General features: G+C 60.9%; 29 protein-coding genes and 1 tRNA gene. 19 read left to right on the top strand and 11 right to left on the bottom strand.

Annotated elements, in window-relative coordinates; translation table 11 throughout:
* The 4 genes from ISG32_RS21595 to ISG32_RS21580 are packed head-to-tail and all read left to right on the top strand — an operon-like array spanning position 1 to position 5,553.
* Positions 1 to 441, top strand: a complete 441-nt coding sequence (locus tag ISG32_RS21595) for a hypothetical protein (RefSeq protein ID WP_194773090.1) — start codon at positions 1 to 3, stop codon at positions 439 to 441.
* The gene (locus tag ISG32_RS21590) at positions 441 to 953 is read left to right on the top strand and encodes a glycosyltransferase family A protein (RefSeq protein WP_194773089.1); all 513 of its coding nucleotides are present in this window, start codon (positions 441 to 443) and stop codon (positions 951 to 953) included. The genes ISG32_RS21595 and ISG32_RS21590 overlap by 1 nt, the downstream gene beginning before the upstream one ends.
* Complete coding sequence (locus ISG32_RS21585) at positions 929 to 3,661, top strand: hypothetical protein (RefSeq protein ID WP_194773088.1); 2,733 nt, start codon at positions 929 to 931, stop codon at positions 3,659 to 3,661. The genes ISG32_RS21590 and ISG32_RS21585 overlap by 25 nt, the downstream gene beginning before the upstream one ends.
* A complete protein-coding gene (locus tag ISG32_RS21580) occupies positions 3,661 to 5,553 on the top strand; it encodes a hypothetical protein (RefSeq protein WP_194773087.1) in 1,893 nt (630 codons plus the stop codon). Before ISG32_RS21585 ends, ISG32_RS21580 begins: the two co-directional genes overlap by 1 nt.
* A gap of 31 nt (positions 5,554 to 5,584) precedes the next feature.
* Here ISG32_RS21580 and ISG32_RS21575 read toward each other — a convergent pair whose 3' ends face one another.
* Positions 5,585 to 6,307: a hypothetical protein gene (locus ISG32_RS21575; RefSeq protein WP_194773086.1), complete on the bottom strand. Its 723-nt coding sequence runs from the start codon at positions 6,305 to 6,307 to the stop codon at positions 5,585 to 5,587.
* A gap of 5 nt (positions 6,308 to 6,312) precedes the next feature.
* Positions 6,313 to 6,807, bottom strand: coding sequence for a type III secretion system chaperone (locus ISG32_RS21570; RefSeq protein ID WP_194773085.1), 495 nt, complete (start codon positions 6,805 to 6,807; stop codon positions 6,313 to 6,315).
* A 152-nt stretch (positions 6,808 to 6,959) separates the two neighbouring features.
* On the opposite strand from ISG32_RS21570, the gene ISG32_RS21565 reads away from it, so the two are divergent.
* The 7 genes from ISG32_RS21565 to ISG32_RS21535 are packed head-to-tail and all read left to right on the top strand — an operon-like array spanning position 6,960 to position 9,828.
* Positions 6,960 to 7,313, top strand: a complete 354-nt coding sequence (locus tag ISG32_RS21565; protein WP_194773084.1) for a hypothetical protein — start codon at positions 6,960 to 6,962, stop codon at positions 7,311 to 7,313.
* A complete protein-coding gene (locus ISG32_RS21560; protein WP_194773083.1) occupies positions 7,310 to 7,918 on the top strand; it encodes a hypothetical protein in 609 nt (202 codons plus the stop codon). The genes ISG32_RS21565 and ISG32_RS21560 overlap by 4 nt, the downstream gene beginning before the upstream one ends.
* Positions 7,919 to 7,920: 2 nt before the next feature.
* Positions 7,921 to 8,439, top strand: coding sequence for a hypothetical protein (locus ISG32_RS21555; RefSeq protein ID WP_194773082.1), 519 nt, complete (start codon positions 7,921 to 7,923; stop codon positions 8,437 to 8,439).
* Positions 8,440 to 8,643, top strand: coding sequence for a hypothetical protein (locus ISG32_RS21550; RefSeq protein WP_194773081.1), 204 nt, complete (start codon positions 8,440 to 8,442; stop codon positions 8,641 to 8,643).
* Positions 8,640 to 9,164, top strand: a complete 525-nt coding sequence (locus ISG32_RS21545; protein ID WP_194773226.1) for a hypothetical protein — start codon at positions 8,640 to 8,642, stop codon at positions 9,162 to 9,164. The genes ISG32_RS21550 and ISG32_RS21545 overlap by 4 nt, the downstream gene beginning before the upstream one ends.
* Positions 9,164 to 9,469 (top strand): hypothetical protein, encoded by a 306-nt coding sequence (locus ISG32_RS21540; RefSeq protein WP_194773080.1) that lies wholly within the window; start codon positions 9,164 to 9,166, stop codon positions 9,467 to 9,469. Before ISG32_RS21545 ends, ISG32_RS21540 begins: the two co-directional genes overlap by 1 nt.
* 14 nt (positions 9,470 to 9,483) lie before the next feature.
* Positions 9,484 to 9,828, top strand: a complete 345-nt coding sequence (locus tag ISG32_RS21535; protein WP_194773079.1) for a hypothetical protein — start codon at positions 9,484 to 9,486, stop codon at positions 9,826 to 9,828.
* Positions 9,829 to 9,831: 3 nt separating this feature from the next.
* Here the strand turns inward: ISG32_RS21535 and ISG32_RS21530 are convergent, their stop codons facing one another.
* Positions 9,832 to 10,017, bottom strand: a complete 186-nt coding sequence (locus ISG32_RS21530) for a hypothetical protein (RefSeq protein WP_194773078.1) — start codon at positions 10,015 to 10,017, stop codon at positions 9,832 to 9,834.
* Positions 10,018 to 10,147: 130 nt separating this feature from the next.
* Here ISG32_RS21530 and ISG32_RS21525 point away from each other — a divergent pair, with 130 nt between their 5' ends.
* From ISG32_RS21525 to ISG32_RS21505, 6 genes are all read left to right on the top strand, one after another.
* The gene (locus tag ISG32_RS21525) at positions 10,148 to 10,456 is read left to right on the top strand and encodes a phage holin family protein (RefSeq protein ID WP_194773077.1); all 309 of its coding nucleotides are present in this window, start codon (positions 10,148 to 10,150) and stop codon (positions 10,454 to 10,456) included.
* Positions 10,453 to 11,082: a glycoside hydrolase family 108 protein gene (locus ISG32_RS21520; protein ID WP_194773076.1), complete on the top strand. Its 630-nt coding sequence runs from the start codon at positions 10,453 to 10,455 to the stop codon at positions 11,080 to 11,082. The genes ISG32_RS21525 and ISG32_RS21520 overlap by 4 nt, the downstream gene beginning before the upstream one ends.
* A complete protein-coding gene (locus ISG32_RS27645) occupies positions 11,079 to 11,186 on the top strand; it encodes a YdgA family protein (RefSeq protein WP_228529996.1) in 108 nt (35 codons plus the stop codon). Before ISG32_RS21520 ends, ISG32_RS27645 begins: the two co-directional genes overlap by 4 nt.
* A gap of 52 nt (positions 11,187 to 11,238) precedes the next feature.
* Entirely contained in the window at positions 11,239 to 11,781 is a 543-nt protein-coding gene (locus ISG32_RS21515; protein ID WP_194773075.1) for a DUF2514 family protein, read from the top strand.
* A 137-nt stretch (positions 11,782 to 11,918) separates the two neighbouring features.
* Positions 11,919 to 12,731 (top strand): Gp49 family protein, encoded by an 813-nt coding sequence (locus tag ISG32_RS21510; RefSeq protein WP_323745976.1) that lies wholly within the window; start codon positions 11,919 to 11,921, stop codon positions 12,729 to 12,731.
* Positions 12,732 to 12,799: 68 nt separating this feature from the next.
* Entirely contained in the window at positions 12,800 to 13,081 is a 282-nt protein-coding gene (locus ISG32_RS21505) for a hypothetical protein (RefSeq protein WP_194773074.1), read from the top strand.
* 112 nt (positions 13,082 to 13,193) lie between these two features.
* Here ISG32_RS21505 and ISG32_RS21500 read toward each other — a convergent pair whose 3' ends face one another.
* The gene (locus tag ISG32_RS21500) at positions 13,194 to 13,397 is read right to left on the bottom strand and encodes a hypothetical protein (RefSeq protein WP_194773073.1); all 204 of its coding nucleotides are present in this window, start codon (positions 13,395 to 13,397) and stop codon (positions 13,194 to 13,196) included.
* Between the two features lie 299 nt (positions 13,398 to 13,696).
* Here ISG32_RS21500 and ISG32_RS21495 point away from each other — a divergent pair, with 299 nt between their 5' ends.
* Positions 13,697 to 14,329, top strand: a complete 633-nt coding sequence (locus ISG32_RS21495) for a response regulator (protein ID WP_194773212.1) — start codon at positions 13,697 to 13,699, stop codon at positions 14,327 to 14,329.
* Positions 14,330 to 14,341: 12 nt separating this feature from the next.
* Here the strand turns inward: ISG32_RS21495 and ISG32_RS21490 are convergent, their stop codons facing one another.
* The 4 genes from ISG32_RS21490 to ISG32_RS21475 are packed head-to-tail and all read right to left on the bottom strand — an operon-like array spanning position 14,342 to position 17,205.
* Positions 14,342 to 14,545: a hypothetical protein gene (locus ISG32_RS21490; RefSeq protein WP_194773072.1), complete on the bottom strand. Its 204-nt coding sequence runs from the start codon at positions 14,543 to 14,545 to the stop codon at positions 14,342 to 14,344.
* Positions 14,546 to 14,552: 7 nt separating this feature from the next.
* Positions 14,553 to 15,848, bottom strand: coding sequence for a Y-family DNA polymerase (locus tag ISG32_RS21485; protein WP_194773071.1), 1,296 nt, complete (start codon positions 15,846 to 15,848; stop codon positions 14,553 to 14,555).
* 41 nt (positions 15,849 to 15,889) lie between these two features.
* Positions 15,890 to 16,759 carry an excinuclease Cho gene (gene cho / locus ISG32_RS21480; RefSeq protein WP_194773070.1) on the bottom strand — a complete coding sequence of 290 codons (870 nt, stop codon included), beginning with the start codon at positions 16,757 to 16,759 and terminating at the stop codon, positions 15,890 to 15,892.
* Between the two features lie 11 nt (positions 16,760 to 16,770).
* On the bottom strand, positions 16,771 to 17,205 hold the full coding sequence (locus tag ISG32_RS21475) for a LexA family protein (protein WP_194773069.1): 435 nt from the start codon (positions 17,203 to 17,205) through the stop codon (positions 16,771 to 16,773).
* 45 nt (positions 17,206 to 17,250) lie between these two features.
* On the opposite strand from ISG32_RS21475, the gene ISG32_RS21470 reads away from it, so the two are divergent.
* A complete protein-coding gene (locus ISG32_RS21470) occupies positions 17,251 to 17,925 on the top strand; it encodes an SOS response-associated peptidase (protein WP_194773068.1) in 675 nt (224 codons plus the stop codon).
* Positions 17,926 to 18,038: 113 nt separating this feature from the next.
* Here ISG32_RS21470 and ISG32_RS21465 read toward each other — a convergent pair.
* The 3 genes from ISG32_RS21465 to ISG32_RS21455 all read right to left on the bottom strand — a co-directional run bounded on the left by ISG32_RS21465 (position 18,039) and on the right by ISG32_RS21455 (position 21,801).
* Positions 18,039 to 18,114 (bottom strand) — tRNA-Lys (locus ISG32_RS21465).
* A 208-nt stretch (positions 18,115 to 18,322) separates the two neighbouring features.
* Positions 18,323 to 20,803, bottom strand: a complete 2,481-nt coding sequence (locus tag ISG32_RS21460; RefSeq protein WP_194773067.1) for an efflux RND transporter permease subunit — start codon at positions 20,801 to 20,803, stop codon at positions 18,323 to 18,325.
* Positions 20,800 to 21,801: a WD40/YVTN/BNR-like repeat-containing protein gene (locus ISG32_RS21455; protein ID WP_194773066.1), complete on the bottom strand. Its 1,002-nt coding sequence runs from the start codon at positions 21,799 to 21,801 to the stop codon at positions 20,800 to 20,802. The genes ISG32_RS21460 and ISG32_RS21455 overlap by 4 nt, the downstream gene beginning before the upstream one ends.
* Positions 21,802 to 21,875: the final 74 nt, after the last annotated feature.

Raw genomic sequence — 21,875 nt, 5'->3', positions numbered from 1 at the left:
ATGACACTCAAGGTATCCCAAGGTCTTCGCGACTACATGCTGGTGACGGGCTCCGCGCGCCAAGCGCTCGCTGGCGGCAAGATCCGCATCTTCACCGGAACACCACCGGCATCGGCCGACGCAGCCGAGACCGGAACGCTGCTGTGCGTGATCGACAAGGACGGAGCGGGCGTGGGCTTCACTCTTGATACGGCCTCGGCCGATGGCGTGCTGGCCAAGGTTCCGACCGACATCCTGCAGGGCACCGTGCTGGCGACAAGCGTCGCAGGGTATTACCGTCATGTCGGCTCGGCCGACACCGGTGCAGCGTCGAGTACGGAGCCGCGCGTGCAGGGCAAGATTTCCACCTCGGGCGCCGAGGGCAATCTGAGCTCGGTGAATCTGGTGTCCGGTGCGATCCAGACCGTCGACGAGTACAGCCTCAACCTGCCGACGTTCTGATGATCGACGTGCACGTCCTCACGCATTCGGGCACGCGAGCCGACTGGCTCGACCAGTGCCTCGAGTCGCTCGCGCGTGAGCCGTGCACGGTCCATGTCGTGGCGGGCGTGGAGGGCAACATCGCCGCCGGTCGCGAGATCGGATTTGGGCTTGGCGAGCATCCCTATGTGACCTTCGTTGATTCGGACGACTTTGTGCTGCCGGGCGCCATGGACGCCATGTGCGAGGCGCTGCAGAGGGCCCCGGCTGCCTGCGCGCGCGAGCTGGTGCTCACCGAGGATGGTGCACGGCACGGGCCGTTCGTGAAGCATCACCTGTTTGCACTGCGCCGCGAGGTCGTCGCCCCGCATCTGCCCGGCTACGGCAAACGCTTCGCGCGCGACCACTGTGTCACGGCCTTGGCCAACATCTGCCCGCCGCTCGAAATCGACGCAATCACCTACGTCTGGCGCCAACACCCCCAACAGTCTCATCGGAGTTTCGGAACATGGCCGATCTACCCGTCGCCGTAGGCTACACCTCTTGCTCGCCATGGCATGCGTGGAACTATGACCGCAGCTACGATTTGCCGTGGCCGCCCATGCCCGTGCGGGTGTTCTACCTGTTTGCGGATGGGCATTTCGAACTGCAGGGCACCTCTGAATTTACATGCGGTGAATCCGGCTACCAGAACCGGTACGGCTACCAGGGCGACGCAAACACCATCAGCAACCCGGCCTATGAGCCATCGGTGCTCGTGGGTGAGGGCGAGCTGCGCTGCACCTACGCCTACAGCCCAAGCCTTGGAGATGATGCGATCTTCGCGTCGGAGACGGACGCTGAGCTGGACTTCAACCCAACAGCGATCAACTGGGCGCAGGCGGGGAGGGATGGTTACACCTGCGTGGGGTACGGCGGCCCCAATACCGCCACTCCGTATGTGTACCTGGCGTGGATGCGCGAGACCGGCGGCGGTCCGACCGAGCCGAAGGAATTCTGGACCGACCGAGTAGGCACCCTCGAGACGAGCGATCAGGGGTTGCACAAGATCAAGCCCGCCATCACGACCGTACCAGCGCGCGCCGCGCAGGCCGCCCAGCCGTATCGCCCTGCTACCAAGGCATGGACCGAGACGAAGACCGAGCGAGTGTGCTGGATCGAAGCCAAGACCATCGACCCAGGCTCGATGGCGACCTACTCGCCTGTCTACAACTCAAAACGTGAGATCGAGCGCTACGAGTGGGTCCCCGCGCGCGCCGCCGTCATCAAGAATGTCCGCGTCTGCGAGGACCAGACGGTCACCATCAACCATCCGGCGATGCCCGCGCAGCCAGCGAAACCTGCCGTGGCATTTCGGGCCGCATCGGTCATTGAGCTATTCGGTCTCGGCTGGAATGCTGGCGCGCGATCCGTTGATCTGCTCCCGGCGAGCGGCTACTACGAGTTCACGATTCTTCCGGCTGTGGCCGCCGTCGTGGGCCTGAACGACAGCGATGCGTCGCAGGATTACGCCGAGATTCAGCACGGCCTGTACTTCAGTCGCTCCACATTCCGCGTGATCGATAGTGGCGAAGAAAAGTACTTCGGTGGGTCATTCGTCGAGTCGGACGTTTTCCGCATCGAACGCTTTGGCAGCCGCGTCACGTATTCGCGCAATGGCGTTGCGTTCTATGTGAGCCAGACCCCGAGCATCGGCGTGGTGTTTCTGGACTCCTCGCTGTATTCGAGCGCCGACGTCATCAACGATCCCAAACTGGTGCTCACGCAGGGCGGCTCCGGCGCCATCACGAGCACGATGCGCCCGATGGGGGGCCTGCTCGCGGATCGTCCGTATTCGATTTTTCGCACGGAGATGCACCCGCTCGGTGGCGAGTTGAGTGCACTGCGCTCGCGCTTCATCAGCGCATTTCGTCCTCTGGCAGGGATGCTGACCAACAAGGTCTATGGTACTTTCGCAGGCCAGATGGCACCGATGGGCGGGCAATTGGATGGCCGCGGCGTGCCGCCCTATGCGCTGCTCTACAGCCAGATGTACCCGATGGGTGGCGTGCTCACTGGAAAGACCGGCGGCATCTTCACCTCGACTGCATCCATGCGGCCGCTGCACAGCTTGTGGGCCGACCGGTCCTATGGTGATTTCCGCGCCGGGATGATGCCGATGTTCGGCGCCCTCGCGGATGCAGGCTATCTGCAGAGGCCTGTACCGATGCCGGGCCTGAAGCTGCGCGCGCAGACCGGCGCACAGGCGGCGTTGACGCTGCCCGCTGTACGCGCCACGGCCAAAGCTTCGCGCAGCGGTGTCGGCGCGGAGATCACGCTTCCGTCGCTGCTGGCCAGCGGGCAGGGCGGTGTGCAGGCCGCGATCAAAATGCCCGCCGTGCGCGCTTCTGGCGAGGCCACCACCGGCACTTTGGCGCGTGCTGAGGTCGTGCTGCCCGCCGTGGTGGCGCATGGATCCGCGACGGCTTGGGGATGGGCTGAAGCAGTGCTGGTGCTGCCGGCATTGGTGGCCGGAGGGCAGTCCGGCGCGCGGGCTGCGGCGGCGCTGCCGGCCGTCCAGGCACTCGGGGCTGCGACCGCCGAGGGTATTGCTTCGGCGGTGATCGGGCTTCCGGCCGTGCGCGCCCATGGCGAAGCCTCCACCGAAGCATTCGCCCGCGCCGAAATCATGCTGCCCGCCGTGGTGGCTGGTGGCTGGGTCGAGGCGGTGCTGACGTTGCCTGCGGTGCGTGGCCGCATTGAGTTCTCGGTCGAGGAAATCGTCGAGCACGAGGCCTATGCGATCAACCTGCGCACGTCGCTGGAGACTGGTGGCAACGAGGTTTCGCGCTACACCCACTTCCCATTCGATCGCATCGTTCGGTGGCGCGGCCAGTACGTGGCCATGGCCGCCGATGGGCTGTATCTGCTCGGTTGTGCAACCGATGCTGGAGCGCCGATTCCGTGGCGGGTGCGCACCGGCACCACTGATTTCGGCAAGCCGCAAAACAAGAACACGGCCAGCGCCTATGTGGGCGGTCGCATGGGCCCGGCCAGCACTTTCCGCGTGTTCACGGGCGAGAAGCTCGACAACAGCTACCTGTACACCACACCGCGCGGCGCGACGGCGCAGAACTACCGCCAGAAGTTTGGCCGAGGCCTCGATGCCCGGTACTACGCACTCGAGATCGCGGGCGACGGGGAATTCCAGATGGACGACCTTGACATCGAGGTGGTCGCGAAACGAACACGGAGGATCTGATGGCATCAGCAGAACAAATCATCGACGCGAATCAGGGTTACGCGGAAACCGTATTGGGCAGCGCCGAGTCTGCATTGCAGGCGGCCAGCAACGCGATTACCGGTGTGGGTTATGTCCAGCCAGTCATCACTCTGGAGCCGCTCGAGTCGCCGCCTGACGTGCCTGAGGCTGGCACCCCTCCGACGTTGCAGGGGGCAGAGTTCACGCTGCCGACAGCGCCCGGCGATGCGCCCGAGTATCAAGATGTGGGCACGCTCGACGTGAGCGGCGCGCCGACGCAGACAGCGCAGGCGCCAGTCATCCAGCTACCGGCACGGCCGACAGAGATGGCGGCTTTCACTGGGCAACTGCCTACGATCCACACGGATGTGCAGTTTCCTGAGCCGCCTGATCAGCTCGAGAACCCGCTGTTCCCAGAGCCGGTCATCGCCGACCGCGCCGTACCCGTGAAGCCCGACGTGGTGCTGCCTGTGTTCGACAAGGCCGCACCGGTCTGGGATGGCCAGGCACCCGCGGACCTTGCGGGCGAGATGGAGCGTGCGTACCGATCCATGGGGCCGACCATGGTTGCTGCTCTCGATGGACAGGTGGACGCATTGCTCGTGAAGTACTGCCCGCGCTACCACTCGTCGCTCGAGACGCTTGAGCTGAAGCTCTCCAAGTTCATCGACGGCGGCACGGCCCTCGCGCCCGACGTGGAGCGCGCGCTGATTGAGCGTGGCCGTGACCGCGACCAAGGCGAGTACCGACGTGTTCGTGATGCCGCGTGGGAAGAGGCGGCCAAACGCGGATTCACGCTACCCAGCGGCGCGCTCATGTCCGCCGTCGGCAAGGCGCGACAGAGCGCCGGAGACAACTTCTCGCGTGCCAACGTCGATATCGTCGTCAAGCAAGCAGAGCTCGAGCAGCAGAACATGCAGTTCGCGATGACGCAGTCGCAGACGCTGCGCCAGACGATGCTCTCCGCGATGATCAGCTATCACGGCAACCTCGTGCAGATCAACGGGCAGGCCCTCGATTTCGCGAAGACCGTGGCGACGCTGATGGTCGAGACCTTCAACGTGCAAGTCAAGGAATTCCAGACACGCGTCGAAGCGTGGCGTGCCGAGGCGGCTGTCTACGAGACCCGTCTGAAGGGCGCGCTCGCGCTGATCGATCTCTACAAAGCCGAGATCGACGCGCTGCAGGCCCTGACACAAGTGGACGTGGCGCGGGTCAACGTCTACCGCGCCCGTGTCGACGGCCTGCAGGCGCTGGCGAATGTGTACCGTACCCGTGTCGATGCCATCGTGTCGAAGGCGCAGCTTGAGAAACTCAAGATCGATCTGTTCGGTGCTCAGGTGCAGGCGTTCACCGCCCAGACATCTGCCAAGGCCAACGAGTGGAACGGATTCAAGGCGGCCATCGACGGCGAGGATTCGAAGGTGCGCCTGTTCAGCGCTCAGGTGCAGGCGGACGGGCAAGCCGTCACGATCTGGAAGGCGAAGGTGGATGCACAGGCGCAGGCGGCCGACGCAGCAGCGCGCACGAACGATTCGCGCGCTCGCCAATACGAGGCCGCGTGGAATGCCTACCGTTCAGTGGTCGGCGCGCGGGGCGACGTGGCCCGGACAAAGTTGGAGAACGAGCGTCAGGAGCTGATTGCTTTCCAGACGGTTGAGAACGCGAAGCTGGGCAGGGCGCAGAGCGCGGCCACGATCTACAAGGCCCGGGCCGACGTTCAAATCGGCTACGCCGAGGTCACGCTGCGCAGCCAGTTGGGGATGATCGACAGCATGCGCGGTTACCAGACCGTGATCGCGCAGCTCGCGAACACCAATGCCGACATCCACGGAAAGATGGCGGGTATGGCCATGGGCGGCATTAACTCGATTGCAATTAAAGATGAATAGTTTGCAAATTAAATAGAGAGAAGCGATTGTTTCAAATACTTTTATTGTCTGAAGGGTTTGGGTGTTCTACAGTGTTCTTAATGTAAGGAAAGGCAATGCAAGTCCCCAATGCCAAGCTGGCCGTGAAAATCATTTTTTGACGAGGGTTTAGGTTTGCGATATTAAAATGAGCAGCTCTTTTGTCGATAAAGGTAGAGAATTGGCGGTTGGGTGGTGAAATCGGATTTTCACTTTTGAGTTGCATCGAGGAATTTCGATTTTCAATTTTTGTACGTTCTTCTATGTTTTTCGAATGGCTGCGATCGCTTGTCTTTGCTTGATTTTCTTTTTTTTCTAACTTGTCCTTAATTTTTATTTCGGCCAAGTCAAGTCCGGCCTGTGCCGCCTCGGGCGTTGCCAATGTCTCAATAAAAGTTTGGCCAAAAGCACTTGCCATGTCTAGAAAAAGATTCCCTGTATTTGCTTTGGTTAAGTTTTCGGGAAAGGCAATGCAGCCTTCCCGAAGCAAGTCAGGCAGATGATGAAGAATTTTTTCCTTGTAGAGTGGCCCGGTCGAGGGGGAGATATTTGCCTTATTTATCTCTGCATCTGTTTTTGAGATGCCTGTGGATAGGTCTTCTGATAATTTTATGTTTGAATTCGTGGTTTGTGTATTTGCTGATTTGTTGTTTTCCTGACTATTGGTTGAGATGGAATGATAACGTTTGAATGCGTTGAGATTATCTCTCTGGGGGGCTGATGGCGGAGTGGACATTGTATTTATGCAAATTTGCTGAAGTTAAAGGATATGGATGCATTGTCTATTGATGTGTCTGAGTCCGCCAAATATGCATCTGATTTAGATGAGTTCATAATTGATTGCTGAACGTCGTCTACAAGCTTTGCAAATGTTGAGATGGCAGTCTTGTGAAATTGTTTTATAAGCTGTTCTTCTGTAGGAATCCAGACGGTTCTAATGACAATGAAGTTCGATTCGGTCTCAATGTAAATGTGAGTGCCAGATGTTTTTGCTAATATTCCATTTATGATAAGGATGGATGCGAGGGCTTCCTTGCTGATAGATGCATCGAATTTCCCGATGTCACCGGTAAGTATTATGGAGTTGGTTTCTGTTGAGGCCTCAATTATGATGGCCCGTCCGCCCTTGGTTTCGAGAGAAAAGTACCCTTCGTCATTAACTCCAATACTCGTTTGAAGTTCAGCTTCTATTTCACTGGCCCATGTTTTTAATGCTGAAATTAGATCAATTGTCATTTGAATACTCCGGTGAATTCAGAACTTGAGTAACAGGGTTGGATTGAAAGTTCCGAGTACTTGATTGGATTCTTGCCTCTCATCAGGTGGCTTTCTGCAGGATCCCCCTCTAGGGTTGGCGCCTAAACCCTGAAGCGGCGAGCATTGCCGCCATGCTTCAACCCGCAAAGCGCAAACTCGAAATCTACAAGGGGGCCATGTTCGACAAAAGTTGGACGTGGTCTCCCGGCGGCGTGCCCATGGACTTCACGGGTTGCAAGGCGCGAATGCAGGTCCGGCCCGAATACGACTCCCCCACGATCTTGCTGGACCTGACCACCGAGAACGGCGGCATCACGCTCGGTCCAGACGGTCGGATCCAGCTCTGGGTAGGTGCCACGCAGACCGCACAGATTGCATGGGAGAGCGGCGTCTACGACCTCGAGATCGAGTATGCGGCAGGGCCCGACCATGTCGACCGACTGCTGCAGGGGCAGATTACCGTATCCAACGAGGTGACCGAGTGACCGACATCCTTGTCGAGCGCGAGACGCAGGTCCTTGTCGAATCCGCCGATGGCGGCGTGCTCGTGGCGCATGAGCGCGAGGTCGAAATCGTCATTGAGATACCGGGCACGGGCGTGTTGCTGGAGCAGCCGCAGCGCGAAATCTTGGTGCTGCGCGAGGAGGCTGACGGTGTTTTGCTTGAGCAGCCTGAGCGCTCAATCGACATCCTCACCGAGGGATTGCAGGGTCCGCCGGGGCCGCGTGGGCTGCCCGGCATCGCTGGCGCAGCGTTCGTCACCCGCACCGCTGGCGCTGTCATCAGCGCAAACACCGTGGTCTATGAGCGCGACGATTTGATCTTCCCGCTCAGCTACAACGATTCGAACAACGTGTTCGCAATCCTCGGACTTGCGGTTTCAGCAGGTCTTCCAGGCGCTGAGATATCCGTGCAGCGCGGCGCTAGCGTGACCGACAGCGCATGGTCTTGGGTCTTTGGGCGTGTGTATTTGGGGCAGGGCGGTGCGCTCACGCAAGTGCCTCCCCATGACGGTTATCAGGTGCTGATCGGGTTCGCGGCGTCGCCCGACAGCATCAATCTTTCCATTCAAGACCCGATTGAGGTGTAGTCATGGCACAAGGCTTTTTGGCTCTCGTGGGCGGCAAGGTCAAACAGATTTTCGCCACGGTAACGTCGGCAGGTGCGGCCAATGCCGACAACGTGGTGGCGCTCGACAGTGCGGGCAAACTCGATATGTCCGTGATGCCCGTTGGCATCGGCGCGAATACACAGGTCATCACAGCCTCCGAAGCCTTGACCGCAGGCTCGTTCGTACAGATTTATACGAACGCTGGCGCGGCCGGTGTGCGCCTTGCGGATGCGTCGAACGGACGTGAGGCGAACGGCTTCGTGCTCGCGGCGGTGGCCAGCGCCGCTGCGGCGACGGTGTACCCACTGGACAGCGTGAACAACTCGCTCACGGGATTGACCCCGGGCGCGACATACTGGCTTGGCAATGCTGGCGCGGCGACAGCGACTCCTCTCGATGCTACGGACACTGGCAACGTGAACAAGGTCAACCAGATCTTGGGCAAAGCCAAATCAGCGACGGAGCTTGTCACTGACGACTACGGATATCAGGTGCTGTAAATGGCAGTGCGAAAACCGCTCGTCATCGATGCAGGAAGGCCGCGCCAGTTGGTGAGTGGCGATGTGTTGGCAGGCCTTCCAGTGAGCCTTCCGGTTCGCAATCAAGCCGGGACTGTTCTGCGCGCGGTGTTTGATGCCAGTTACAACCTACCCGTGAAGCTGCAGGGCGGCGCGACTCTGACTGCTGCGGTGACCACATCATGATTCCGCTGAAAGTCACGGACGTTGGCGGCGGCGCGGGCGAGATCCGCGAATGGTCCGTCGGGGATACGCTGCCTGTGAGCCTTGGCGGTACGGGGGCGGTCGATGCCGCGGCGGCGCGCACAAACCTCGGACTCGGTTCTGCGGCGGTGGCGGCGATCCTCGGCACCGTGTCGCAGTCGGGCGGCGTTCCGACCGGGGCAATCGTGCAGCGTGGATCAAACGCCAATGGCGAGTTTGTGCGCTTCGCGGACGGCACGCAGATTTTGTTTCGCTACTGGACGGAAGCGATCAGCGTGCCCGCGAGCTCGACAGTATCACTTGCGGACTGGGTGCTTCCGGCCTCATCCCCATCGACTTATTTTGGGACCATGACGCCGCTGAACACAAACGCGGACGTCTTGAAGGGAAGTCTGGTCATTCAATCCGCGCTGCCGCTCACGCCAAAAATTCGCAATCTTTCAGGTGCCGCCATCAGTGGTACGTATGAGTTTGGGGCGTTGGTCCTATCTAGGTGGTTCTGATGAAGATAAATCTATCCCCCCAAGTCCGTGACGACACGCTCGAAGTTTCGCGAGCCGGTGACGCGCTCATCATCAACGGAGCGACGCTCGATTTCACGCCACTCCCCGAGGGCGCTGTGCTGCCAGGTTCAGCTGCCGGCTGCGAGTTCATCGTGGGCGATGTCGTGCGCCGCGACGGCCAGATCGAGCTGACTCTGCTGCTCCCAATAGCATGGGACGCACCGCACGCCGCCGCGTTCCCGCAGCCCATCATCGACCCACCAGACGGCCGCGTGGCCCTTCCAACAGACGAGGTGCCGCAGTGATAGATTGGTCCCAAATGAAGACCGCCGAACAACGCGCGGCCGAAGCCGATCCAGTGCCAGCTGAGGTGCCACGCTGGGCGGGGCGTCTCGCGCTCAAGCGCCATGTGCTCGAGTCTGGCTTGCTGCGGCTGCTCGAAACGGATGAGGCGCAACCCGACGACAACCTGCTGGCACTGACGCTCGCTTGGCGCGCGGCGCTGCCGCAGGGCGAACTTGCCGACCGTGTCGACGCGGCGCTCGACGACGCAAAAGACTGGCTGCGTGACAGCGAGACTGTGACGACCGTCGGCTCAGTGCTTGGCTTGACTTCCGAGCAGGTCGACGAGCTGTTCCGCTGGGCGGCTCAGCAGCGCGCGTGAGCCTCAGCGCAGCAGCTTGATGATGAGCGCAACCACGAACATGAGCGCCGCTGCAATTAATGCAAGCAGGAACGGACCGACAACCAAGTACGCAAAAACTGTGGCGACCGGGATTTCGAAAAACAACGAGACGACCCAACTCAGCGCGTAGCCGATGCATCCCAAACAGAACAGCGTAATCGCATTCATGCTGGACCAGAAATCGATCCACCAGACAAAGAAGCGAGACGGCTTTTTGCTGCGTCATGGATCGATGATACGACAGCGTCACCCCGTCTAGGGTTCGACGCCAAGGGCATGACCCGGAATCATCCGAGTCATGAAAAAAGTCCTCGTCTCCTTGCTTGCTCTGATGGGCATCCACCAGCACCTCAGTGCTCAGCAGAAGCAGGATCTCGCCGTCGCCGCTGCACAGACCGCTCCAAGTGCGGTGGTCTCTTCCAGTGCTCGCATCGCTGGCCTTCCCCTGAGCGATTGGGCGGTCGTTGCAGCCATTGGCTTTGCCGTGCTGCAAGCAGCGTATTTGATTTGGAAGTGGCGCCGTGACTACCTCCGCGAAGAAGAGCGCAAGTCGCAAGGTCGCCCCGTGCCGGTCACCGACATGGCCAAGCTGGAGGCCGACGAATGAGCGCGCCCAGCAGCCCCAGCAGCAAAGTCTGGGGATCGCTTGGTGTTGTCGTGCTCGCGATCATCGGTGCAGTCTTCTCTGTTGAGAAGGGCTACGTCAATGATCCCAAGGATCCCGGCGGTGCAACGAACCACGGCATCACCGAACAGGTGGCCCGCGCGTACGGCTTCGACGGCGACATGCGCGCCCTGCCGCGCGAATTCGCGGCTGAGGTGTACGCAGCCGACTACATCGAGAAGCCCGGCTTCGATCGCGTGATTGCAATGTCGCCAGCCGTCGGCGAAAAGCTCGTCGATGCCGGAGTCAACGCAGGCCCTTCACGTTCCGCGCGCTGGCTCCAGACCGCGCTCAATCACCTCAGTCGCGGCGGCGCTGACTTCCCGTCGGTGACTGCAGACGGCCGGATAGGCCCGCGCACCCTCGATGCGTATCGCGCGCTCGAGCGCAAGCGCGGCAGGGCAAAGGCCTGCGAGCTGGTGCTGAAGCTGATGGACGCCCAGCAAGCCACGCACTACATGAGCTTGAACCAGCCGACCTTCGTGGTGGGCTGGATTGATCACCGCGTGGGGAATGTGGCTCCCGCGCGGTGCACCGAGTCCATCGCCACCGCAAAGGAACCATCGTGAAAAAAGCTCTCATTGCCTTGGGCGTCATCGCCCTGATCGCGGCCGTTGGTGTGGGCATCTTCGTGTCCACATTCTGCAGCGGCCATCCGCACGGGATGTGCTGAACATGAGTCTCGTTTTCTGGGCCATGTGGTGGTACTGGTGGCGAGGCCTCTGATGTTCTCCCAAGCCAAGCTCATCATCACCACCATCGTGCTGGCCGTGCTCATCGGCCTCGGCTCATGGTGGCATCTCTCCCGTGTGCATGCCGCTGAGCAAGCCGTGCATGCGCACTACGCCGTCGTGCTCAGCGAGATTCGCGAAAAGACCGCCGCCGCCGAGCGCGCATTCCGCGCCACCGAATCAACGTGGCGAACCCGTATCGACAAGGAGGCCCGAGATGGCCAAACCCGCATTGACCTTGCGCGGCGTGACGCTGCTGCTGCTCTCACTGAGCGCGAGCGCCTGCTCGCCGAAGTTGCCCGTTATCGCGCCGCCGCCAGAGCCGCCCAGCATCCCGGTGCTGCCCCCTCAGGCCCGGCAACCGGAGACGCCCTCGATCTGCTTGCCGACATGTTCACAAGGGCTGATGAGCGAGCGGGAGAACTGGCGGAGTTCGCTGACGCAGCCCACGCCGCAGGACTGACCTGCGAGCGCAGCTACGACGCATTGACCAAACCGAGCCAGCCGGATGCTGGTGCCACTGGAAATTCTCAATGACCAATCCAATCATCAAGCCCACTGTTGGGCGAGTCGTATTGTTTCATCCCTGTGAGCGCACGGGAGAAGCGAGCTTCGTCCGCCACCCGGATGGCCAGCCGTACGCAGCCATCATTGCGCGAGTCTGGAGCGACAGCGTGGTCAACTTGTCCGTGATGGATGCGAATGGAAATGCGCACTCGCGCACGAGCGTTCCCCTTGTGCAGGACGGCGATTCGTGCCCCGCCAATGGCTACTATTGCGAGTGGATGCCCTACCAGAAGGGGCAGGCAGCAAAGACCGAGGCGGCCGAGAAGAATGCAAGTACTGCACCGAGCACGGACAGTGAACCCAGCCAACGCGAGCGGCTGGAATACGCATTGGTGTCGGGCGCCGCATCCTGCTTGGCCGAGCAGCCCCATCAAGCGCGTCAGATCGCAGCAGGAATGAAGATAGTGCTCGATGCACTGCATCCAGGAGAAGCGGGCGCGCCAGCGCCTATCACGCTCCCCGTCATCGACCCCGGTCCAGACTCCCTGGAGCGCGAGATTCAGACCAAGGCCAGCAGCGCGCCGCGCGTGACGCCGGCTGACATCGAGGCCGAGATCGTCAGCAAGCACTACTTCACCGGAGCGGATGGCCGCTACGGAGCGATTCTCAACGAGACGTATGTGGGAACGGAACTCCCACGGGACGATGGTGGTGATCTGGAGCCATTGGAGCAAGTCACCTTCTGTGTGCTGGTTCTGCGAAACGGCACCAAGGTCGCCGGCATCAACTACGGCGCCATCGACCACGCGCAGCATTCCGCTGAGCGTGGCCGCCAGGAAGCGTACACACAAGCCGTGGACAAGGTGTACGAACTGCTGGGCTTCCGCCTGCGCGATGACTTGGCCCGCCCGGTGCTGACCGATGCCGACGCCGCCGCCGATCTGGCTGGCACGCCGCGCTCGGACAACCCATCAGCCTGATTCGATTTCCCGTCATGGCCAGGGCATCCCGCCGCGAGCCGCGGCACAACCGTTTCAGGAGATCTGATTTGCGCACATCCCGCATCTTTGCAATTGCTGCCATCGCTTGCGCCATGGCCGTCGGCGTCGTGACAACCGTGTGCACCGGCGTCGGTCGCGCGGTTGGTGCCGTGTTTCGCTTCGGCGCCTCGCTTCTCGAGCAGCGACCGCCGACGCCTGTCGATCCGAACGTCGAATCGGTGTCGCGCCCGCGCGTGGCGCTGGTGATCGCTCGAGGGTTCGTGCGGCGGCTGATCAAGCGTGAGCGGCCGGTGGTGATGCCGCAGTGGCGGATGTGTCCGTCGCTGTAATCTGAACTGCGCGCAACGAAAGGCCCGTCATTTTTGGCGGGCCTTTGCTTTTGCATGGCTCGTGAAAACGTGGGGCGGAAGTTCCGGCCGCCGCGTCATGGCCAAGGCGATCCTAGAGTTCGTTGGGGTTTTCGCCGACGTGTGTGGCGATCAGGCCTAGATTGGTGAGGTTGAAGATGATCGCTTTTTGGACCGGATCTTCGGGGGCGGAGATGTTGGCTTCAATCATCCCAGAGGCAAATAGGACGCGCGCTTTGTCAATGCTGGCACTGTCCGTCAACTCGAGCGGCAGGGTCGAGTTTTTGATGGTGCGCAAGAGTTCTATTGGCAAGTGCCCCCCGTTTTTGAATTTTGTGCCGGGAAATGTTAACGCAACTTGAAGCATTTGGGTCAAGCTCGCGCAATGAGGTCGTCGTCAATGCACGTTGCGTAGGGAGGCTTGCGGTCTCTTGTTGTGCCCCCTCATTCGGGAGCGGGCCGTTCTTGGCATGCTGAAGCGACATGGATCGACCTCATTCCAAAGCTTGTTCACGGCATAGCGGCCTACACGCAGCGTGCAAATTTAAAGCTCAAAATCAGCGCCATAGCTTACACCATGCTTTTGAGGGGACCCAAATGATACAAATTATGATTGTGGACGATCACGGAATTCTGAGATCGAGCATCAAACAGTATCTGTCAGAACATGTGGATTTCAGATGTGTGGGCGAGGCGGCAACCGTCAGTGGTGCAATTGCTCTGGTAACGAAGCAAATTCCCGACGTCTTGATACTTGATCTAGTCTTGCCCGATGGCAGTGGCGTTGATGCGATCACACGCATACAGGAAGTCGCTCCAAACATCCCAATTCTGATTTTTACAGGGCACCCTGAAGAGCATTACGCCGTCAATGTATTCAGACAGGGCGTTCGAGGATATCTGAACAAAAGTTGTTCGCCTGACGAGTTGGCGGAAGCCATTCGCAAGATTGCCCTCAATGGACGGTACGTCAGTCAAAAGGTCGCAAATTTGCTGGCTCAGAACATGAATCGCAAGTCAGACAAGCTCGCCCACGAGCTTCTATCTGAACGCGAGTCGGTGGTTTTCCTCAAGCTGGCGAGCGGTGACAAGGCAGGTGAAATTGCGGATAACCTGGGCCTGAGTGTCAAGACGGTGAGCACCTACCGCACGCGACTTCTGGAAAAAATGGGCCTCACATCGAATAGTGATCTCACGTACTACGCGCTGAAGAATGGCCTGCTGACGTAGCGGACAGCTGTTTCAAAACGGTGCTGGCGAACGGAGCAGCTCTACCGGCCCAATGCCTTCGTAGATCCTTGCTCCGTCTGCCTTGCGCACAACGGCCAGCCAGTCCGGCTGGATCTGGCGCACCTCGTAGTCACCAATCTCGCCAGGGAGGGTTCGCTCTTCTTGATAGCCGAGCCAGCGCGGCATGCGCAATAGGGTTGGGTGGTCGTTCTGCATTGCTTTTTCAAGCTCGCGCGATTGGGATGTCGTCGATACACGTCGTGTAGTGCGGCGTGCGGCGCTCTTGCTTCATCCCCCATTCGCGAGCCGGCCGTTCTTGGCCAGTCGCCGCGACATGGATCGAGCCTTTTCCGAATCGGGCATTAACTGCATCCAGCGCGCTCATCAGGCGGGTGTGATCGCGTGCTTCTGGCTCGTCGAACCCGAGTTCGCACTGCTGGACCTCCGGTCCGATCAGATCCATCAAGATCACGCCGGCCTTGATCAGATCGAACCCCGGAACGTAGATGCGCTCGATGCCCCTGCACGCTGCTTGCACAAGCTGGCGCGTGTCTGCTGTTGGTCGCACGAGTGGCACGATGATCGAGCGCGAGAAGCGCGGCCCGGGCCGGTGCGGCGATGTGTGCGCGAAGACCTGGATCTGTCCGGCGCGGCCGTCTTGCTTGCGCAATTTCTCCGCCGCCCTTGTCGCGAACTCACTCACTGCCTCGAGCAGCGGAGGCAAGTCTGTGACGGTCTTACCAAAGGACCGCGTGCACGCAATCATCTGCTTTGGCGCCGGAGCGTCGTCAAGGGTAATGCAGCTTTGGCCTTGCAGCTCGCGGACAGTGCGCTCGAGCACAACACCCCAGCGCATGCGCACCATGGCAGCGTCAAGCCGACGCAGATCCTCTACATTGCTCACACCTTGCTCCATCAGGCTTGCGCCGATCCGCCGCCCCACACCCCACACATCGGTGACAGGAGTCACCAGCAGAATGCGCTGCAGTTCGTCGGGGGCGAGTTCCGTGAGGTTGCAGACTTGTGCGAGTTTTGCCGGGTAGCTGCCGGGCTTGCGCTCTGCTGACTTCGCGATGTGGTTCGCGAGCTTGGCCAGCGTCTTCGTGGCGCCGATACCGATGCCACAGGGGATGCCGATCCATTTCAGAATCCGGGCGCGGATGGCCCACGCGCGGCGTGTCACGTTGCGCACGCCTTGAAGGCCGATGAACGACTCGTCGATCGAGTAGATTTCTTGCGTGGGACCGAGGCCTGCAGCGATCGACATCATGCGATCCGACATGTCGCCGTACAGCGGGAAGTTTGCTGACAACGCCACCAGGCCCGCCGAATCTCCGAGATGCCGGATCTGGAACCATGGCGCGCCCATCTTCACGCCCAACTCCTTCGCTTCATTCGACCGGGCAATCGCGCACCCGTCGTTGTTTGACAGCACGATGAGGGGGCGCCCGTGCAGCGAGGGGCGGAATACGCGCTCGCATGAGGCGTAGAAATTGTTGCCGTCGACAAGGGCGTACATCTACAAAAATCCTCGGTGTGGTGGACGGGGTGCCTGCGCGCTCACAGCGCAATGATCTTGATCGCCTGTTGCATGATTGGTTTACACAGCACCTTGTAGCCGTCAGCGTCAAAGCCGCGCGCTACTTTGCCCAGCAGCTTGGCCTCTTGCCTGTTTTTGGCCGCTCCTAAAAAGCACCAGTTGTTCACGACCAGAATCTCTTCGTCGCCGTCAAACGATTCCACGAGACCCACGGCGCCCTTGAATGGCCACGTCGCTACGCGCAACGCTTCCAGCGCTTGTACAAGGCGTGCGTCATGCTCGGCGCGTGACTCTGCACCATTGCACGCGCCAAGGCACATCTTGATCATGCTCCTGAAACACGGCCGCCCGTTCGGTACGCGCTCGAGGCCCAGAACCCCATAGCAAAGCTTGTTCATGTCTGCCAAGGCATGCAGGGCTTCCAACGCCGCCCGCCGGGAAGAAAACAGCCCAAACAGATCCGGGGTTGAAGCAAAGTCCACATCGCGGGACGACAAAACAATCGGCACGCCGTCTTGAAGGCTGATGGTGCACAGCAGACGGTTGCGCCGCAGTTTTCGGTTGTGCAGAGGCTGATGCTGTTTGATGAGTTGAGCCTCGAGGAGCAGAGCGCCGATCTCCCCGGCGGTTCGGATGAAACTGATGCGCACGGCTTGGCGAAGCATCGCGGCCTCGGCGGGCGTGCGTAAATGCGCCATGACACGGGAGCGGATATTAACGCTCTTGCCAATGTACAGGGGCATGGAAAACGACGCATCCCCATGGAACAGATAAACCCCGGGCGCAGCGGGCAACCCCGTCAGCTGCTCCCGCAAGTGTTCGGGGTAAGAATAGATCAGGGGATCGCCCGGGAAGTCGATGCTACGTGGTAAGCGATGTCTGCGCGGCATGCCAAAACTCCCTAGCCGCCCACAAAGCGCTTGATGCACGACGTCACAACGCCCCAGAGTTCAATGGTCTGGCCATCCTTCGGGACTATATCGGGGAAGGTTGGATTCGCAGCGCGCAGCTTCACGCAGCCGAACCGTTGGTGCAGGTATTTGACGGTGAACTCGCCGTCGATGATTGCGACAACGATGCACCCATGGGCCGCAGTCAGGGCTTTGTCGACAACGATCAGATCGCCATCATCTATGCCTGCTTCCTTCATTGAGTCGCCGGCAACACGGAGCAAGAACGTTGCCTGCGGATGCTTGACCAGCACCGTTGTCAGATCGATTCGCTTGGCGGCGAAGTCCTCGGCCGGGGATGGAAAACCGGCGCGCACAGAACAGCCTGCCAATGATAAAAGGGCGGGGGTCGGAGAGATTTCGAGAGGCTGCGAAATACTGTGCATATATACAGTATATTGCAAATGGCTGACCCCGAAACAGGAGGCTCTATGTGCAACAGGTATTACGCACCAGGCGAACGCGAGATCGAGGAGTTTTGGAACATCGGCAGCAAGAACCCGAACCGTTGGTGGGACGACCCACGCGTGCTCGAGATCTTCCCGCGTGGTCAGGGCCCGTTCATTCGGCGTGCTGTAGACGATCCGGATTACTCGCGCGAACTGGTGGTCGGGCAGTGGGCATTGATCCCGCCGTGGGCCAAGTCGGCCACGTTGCCGTACAGCACGAACAACGCACGCTCGGAAGAGATCGCGGACAAAGCCGCGTTCAAATTGGCATGGGCGCGGGGCCAGCGGTGCGTGATCCCTGCGACCTCATTCGATGAGCCGAACTGGGAGAGCGGAAAAAACGAGTGGTGGCGCTTTCGCCGCGCAGACGGCACGCCGTGGAGCTTGGCGGGACTTTGGAATCAGTGGGTGGATCGCGAGAGCGGCGAAGTCTTCGAGAGCTACACGATGCTGACAATCAATGCAGACAGCCACCCGCTCATGCGCCGCATGCACAAGCCAGATCCGAAGTTGGCGGCCGATCAGCAGGACAAGCGCAGCGTGATACCGATCGAGCAGGGCGACGTGGATCTGTGGCTTGCGGGAACCGTGGAAGAGGCGAAGCAGTTGCTCAGGCTGGCACCGGTCGATGTGTTTGAAGCTGGGCCGGTGGCTTGAACTCAAAACACTGTATATGAGACATGTCTCATACTCGTCTCATAAAATATCGAAAAACAAAAAAGCCTGCTATCTTTTCAGAAGCAGGCTTTTTAGGCTTTACGCCGTGTTGTTGGTAGGACGTACAAGATTCGAACTTGTGACCAACGGATTAAAAGTCCGCTGCTCTACCAACTGAGCTAACGTCCCACACAGGTTGCATCGTTGATTTGCCTTGCGGGCGCCTCGTCAATTGCAAGACTGCGATTATAGCCCAGTTTTTTGGAGGTAAAACAAATTGTGGCCGCGGCGAGCAATTTTCGATGGGTCGCGTGGTTGGGCGCCAGCGGCGGCGACTATCGGAGCCAGCGCATGCTCCCGCCGCAGCGGCTTGATGGAGGAGGGCGCTGGCTGTGCATCATAGGGCCTTGGTGTTGACCGAGGTTTGTGGTTCGGGCTGGGGCATGTGACCGCCGCCGGTGGGCAGGTGCGGGATGCTTGCCGTTGCCGTATCGGCTGCGTGAGGATCGTGGCGGGCGGGGGACTTGGCTTCGGCGGCCTCCACGTTCAACCAGCAGGCCATGGCGGGCAGCAGGAAGATGGCGCCCAGCATGTTCACGAGAAACATGAAGGCCAGCAGGATGCCCATGTCGGCCTGGAACTTGAGTGCGGAGAACGCCCAGGTGCCGACGCCGATGGACATGGTCACCGCCGTGAAGATGGCCGCGTTGCCGCGCTGGCGCATGGCTTCGTAGAAGGCTTCACGCAGTGTGGTGTGCTTGTCGCGCAGGGCGTGCTGCATGCTCTCGAACAGGTAGATGCCGTAGTCCACGCCCACGCCCACGCCGAGTGCGATCACCGGCAGGGTGGGGACCTTGAGGCCGATGCCGAGCACGGCCATCAGCGCGTTGCAGAGGATGGACACGATGGCCAGAGGCACGATGATGCAGAGCACCGCGCGCCAGCTGCGGAAGGTGAGCCAGCACAGCAGCGTGATGGCGCCGAAGATCGATGCGAGCATCTGCACTTCGGCGTGTTCCACTGCTTCGTTGGTGGCGGCGGCCACGCCAGCGTTGCCACCGGCGAGCTCGAAACTAACGGTTGCGGTCTTGTCGTCTGCGATGAACCTCTTGACCTCGTTGACCACATGCGTGAGCGTGGCGCCTTCGTGATCTTTCAGGAATATCTGCATGTTGACGATGCGGCAGCTCTCGGTATTCAGGCCCAGGTCCGGCACGAGCACCTTGATGCCCGAGCGCAGTGCGGCATCGGTGCGCTGCAGCGCCGCCCAGCGCGGGTTGCCTTCGTTGTTGCCAGCGGCCGCAATCTTGGCGAGTGCGGCGGAGGTGGTGACCGACTGCACGCCATCAACACGGCTCATGCGGCCTTGAAAGCGCTCCACCGCGTTCATCACCGACCAGTCGATGCAGGGCTCTTCCACGTTCTGCGCGACCGCGTAGACCGAGAGCACGTCCATGCCGATGGAGTAGTGGCTGATGATGTTGTCGTTGTCGCGGTTGTAGCGGGACTCGGCGCGCAGCTCGGGCGCGCCGGTGCCGACGTCGCCGGTGAGCAGCCCGCGCGAGAGGTAGGTGCCGCCCGCCAGAATCACCAACGCGATGGCCAGCGTGGTGAGTGCGGGGCGCGGCTCGGCCAGTCGCGAGAGCTTCCACCAGCGTGGGTTGCGGCCGTTGGCGTCGTAAGTGGGCGCCACCTTGGCACCCGCCTCCAGCTTGATGTGGGCGAGCAAGGCGGGCAGGAATATCTTGTTGGTGATGATCATCAGCAGCACGCCGAGGCAGGCGGTCACGCCGAGTTCGTGCACGATGGGGATGTCGATCAGCATGATCACCATGAAGCCAAGCGCATTGGTGAGCAGCGCCAACGTGCCGGGAATCGCGAGTTTGCGGATCGAATTCTCGGCGGCGAGCCTAGTGGAGAGACCGACGCGCACGTCATGCTTCCAAGCGCCCGTCATCTGCACCGCGTGCGAGACGCCGATGGAAAAGATCAGGAACGGCACCAGAATCGACATCGGGTCAATGCCGTAGCCCGCAATCGGCAGCAGGCCGAGCAGCCAGATCACCGGCAGCAGCGCGACTGCGAGGCCGACCACGGTGAGGTTGGTCGAGCGGGTGTACAAGCGCAGCAGCACCGCTGTGATGACGAAGGCGATCACGAAGAACAGCATCACGGTGAACAGGCCGTCCATCACGTCGCCGAGCACCTTGGAGAAACCGATGATGTGGATCTTGATATGGTCGTTCTCGAATTTCTTGCGGATTTCTTCCAGGCGCTGCGCAACCTTGTGGTAGTCCAGCTTCTCTCCGCTTTTGGGGTCGACCTCCTGGAGATCGGCGCGCACCATGGCGGACTTGAGATCGTTGCTCACGAGGCTGCCGATCTGGCCGGACTTGGCGACGTTGGAGCGCACTTTGGCGAGGCCTTCGGCGTTGGGCTCGAAGCGCGAGGGGATCAGCACTTCGCCGACATAACCTTCCTCGGTGATCTCGATGTACTTCACGTTCGGAGTGAACAGCGAGAACACCTGTCCGCGATTGACGCCGGGGGTGAAAAACACCTCGTCGTTCACGCCGCGCAGGGCTTCGAGGAATTCCTTGTTGTAGATATCGCCTTCGCCCTTCCACTCCACGCTCACCAGCACGCGGTTGGCGCCCGAGAAGGTGCTGGAGTACTTGAGGAATGCGCCCATGTAGTCATGGCGCAGCGGGATCAGCTTGTTGAAGCCGGGGTCCAGATGAGTGCGCATGGCCGACGTGGCCAGCAGCGCGGTCGCAAGGAGCGTGAGGATGATGATGGGAACGCTGAAGCGGATCAGCCACCTTGCGGTGGCGGCGATGAAGTGGTCCAGCCGGGTCACAGGATGAGGGAGGGTCATGGTTTGGTTCCTTGGCTGGCGACGGTGTCGGTCTTGGCCAGATCTGGCAGGGGTTGCAGACCGGCGTCGCTGGCGATCCAGCCCTTTTTTCTGTCCGTGAGCACCACGTCAGTGAGCGTGGCGCGGCCCTTGGCGCGCTGCAGCGTGAAGGTCTTGCCGTTGTCGTGGCTGATCCCCAGCGTGCTGCCTTGGCCCACCAGCACGATGCTGCCGTCCGCCTGTTGCGCGTGGCCGAAGAACGAGACGGGCGCGGGCACGCTGGATTTGGCCCAGGCGGCGCGCGCGTCGGCCTTCACGTACACGTTTCCGCGCATGCCGTAGATGAGCCAGCCGCCGTAGGCGAGGGGCATGGCGTTGTAGAACGAGCCGTTGTAGAAGGCGGGCTCGGCGTGCCAGGTGACGGCGCCGTCGTCAGAGCGCAGCACGAGGCCGCGCTCGCCGACGATCAGCCAGTGCTTGGCGTCGGCGCTGCTGGCGATGCGGTTCAGGTGCTTGTCCTCGACTTCGGCGGGCAGTGCGAGCGGCTCCCAGGTATGTCCCTCGTCCTTGGAGGCGATGGCGCGACCGAATGCGCCGACGCTGACCCAGTCGCCCGATGGCAGGCGCGCCACCGACATCAGCGGCTCGCCGTTCTTGGGCTTGAAGTTCATTTCTTCCCAGTTGGTGCCGCCGTCGCGGGTACGCAGAATCCAGTTCTCGTGGCCGACGGCGAATCCGGTCTTGTGATCGGGCGCGAAACTCATGTTGTTGAGCAGTGCCTGGCGGTCCTGATTGCGTTGGGCGGGCGTCCAGTGCGCGCCTTGGTCGTCAGAGTACAGAATCTCGCCCATGGCGCCCGATGCGAGCAGGCGGTTGCCGGCCATGGTGAGGCTGTTGAAATGGGTCTTCTCGGCGCCAACGCTGAGTGGGGCAAGCGGCGGTGGGGTGCGGGGTGCAAAGGCGAGCGCAGAGGCGAATGCGACCAATGCTGCTGCTCCGATGCCGATGGCTGTTTTCACGGTGTCTCCTTGTGTGGGCGCGGGTTGTGGCATGCGCTGTGTCTGCGTGCGCGGCCCGTGTCCATGGCGAATTT

This window comes from Diaphorobacter caeni (assembly GCF_015354245.1).
Lineage (GTDB): Bacteria > Pseudomonadota > Gammaproteobacteria > Burkholderiales > Burkholderiaceae_C > Diaphorobacter_A > Diaphorobacter_A caeni.
This window is presented reverse-complemented; position numbering and strand designations above follow the sequence as displayed.

Excerpts from the sequence above, each read along its gene's own strand:
- ISG32_RS21565 (WP_194773084.1), top strand. The coding sequence starts at position 6,960 with ATGCTTCAACCCGCAAAGCGCAAACTCGAAATCTACAAGGGGGCCATG.
- ISG32_RS21540 (WP_194773080.1), top strand. The coding sequence starts at position 9,164 with ATGAAGATAAATCTATCCCCCCAAGTCCGTGACGACACGCTCGAAGTT.
- ISG32_RS21525 (WP_194773077.1), top strand. The coding sequence starts at position 10,148 with ATGAAAAAAGTCCTCGTCTCCTTGCTTGCTCTGATGGGCATCCACCAG.
- ISG32_RS21485 (WP_194773071.1), bottom strand. The coding sequence starts at position 15,848 with ATGTACGCCCTTGTCGACGGCAACAATTTCTACGCCTCATGCGAGCGC.
- ISG32_RS21515 (WP_194773075.1), top strand. The coding sequence starts at position 11,239 with ATGTTCTCCCAAGCCAAGCTCATCATCACCACCATCGTGCTGGCCGTG.
- cho (WP_194773070.1), bottom strand. The coding sequence starts at position 16,759 with ATGCCGCGCAGACATCGCTTACCACGTAGCATCGACTTCCCGGGCGAT.
- ISG32_RS21490 (WP_194773072.1), bottom strand. The coding sequence starts at position 14,545 with ATGCAGAACGACCACCCAACCCTATTGCGCATGCCGCGCTGGCTCGGC.
- ISG32_RS21595 (WP_194773090.1), top strand. The coding sequence starts at position 1 with ATGACACTCAAGGTATCCCAAGGTCTTCGCGACTACATGCTGGTGACG.
- ISG32_RS21575 (WP_194773086.1), bottom strand. The coding sequence starts at position 6,307 with ATGTCCACTCCGCCATCAGCCCCCCAGAGAGATAATCTCAACGCATTC.
- ISG32_RS21545 (WP_194773226.1), top strand. The coding sequence starts at position 8,640 with ATGATTCCGCTGAAAGTCACGGACGTTGGCGGCGGCGCGGGCGAGATC.
- ISG32_RS21550 (WP_194773081.1), top strand. The coding sequence starts at position 8,440 with ATGGCAGTGCGAAAACCGCTCGTCATCGATGCAGGAAGGCCGCGCCAG.
- ISG32_RS21520 (WP_194773076.1), top strand. The coding sequence starts at position 10,453 with ATGAGCGCGCCCAGCAGCCCCAGCAGCAAAGTCTGGGGATCGCTTGGT.
- ISG32_RS21495 (WP_194773212.1), top strand. The coding sequence starts at position 13,697 with ATGATACAAATTATGATTGTGGACGATCACGGAATTCTGAGATCGAGC.
- ISG32_RS21580 (WP_194773087.1), top strand. The coding sequence starts at position 3,661 with ATGGCATCAGCAGAACAAATCATCGACGCGAATCAGGGTTACGCGGAA.
- ISG32_RS21475 (WP_194773069.1), bottom strand. The coding sequence starts at position 17,205 with ATGCACAGTATTTCGCAGCCTCTCGAAATCTCTCCGACCCCCGCCCTT.
- ISG32_RS21585 (WP_194773088.1), top strand. The coding sequence starts at position 929 with ATGGCCGATCTACCCGTCGCCGTAGGCTACACCTCTTGCTCGCCATGG.
- ISG32_RS21530 (WP_194773078.1), bottom strand. The coding sequence starts at position 10,017 with ATGAATGCGATTACGCTGTTCTGTTTGGGATGCATCGGCTACGCGCTG.
- ISG32_RS21470 (WP_194773068.1), top strand. The coding sequence starts at position 17,251 with ATGTGCAACAGGTATTACGCACCAGGCGAACGCGAGATCGAGGAGTTT.
- ISG32_RS21535 (WP_194773079.1), top strand. The coding sequence starts at position 9,484 with ATGAAGACCGCCGAACAACGCGCGGCCGAAGCCGATCCAGTGCCAGCT.
- ISG32_RS21555 (WP_194773082.1), top strand. The coding sequence starts at position 7,921 with ATGGCACAAGGCTTTTTGGCTCTCGTGGGCGGCAAGGTCAAACAGATT.
- ISG32_RS21460 (WP_194773067.1), bottom strand. The coding sequence starts at position 20,803 with ATGACCCTCCCTCATCCTGTGACCCGGCTGGACCACTTCATCGCCGCC.
- ISG32_RS21570 (WP_194773085.1), bottom strand. The coding sequence starts at position 6,807 with ATGACAATTGATCTAATTTCAGCATTAAAAACATGGGCCAGTGAAATA.
- ISG32_RS21590 (WP_194773089.1), top strand. The coding sequence starts at position 441 with ATGATCGACGTGCACGTCCTCACGCATTCGGGCACGCGAGCCGACTGG.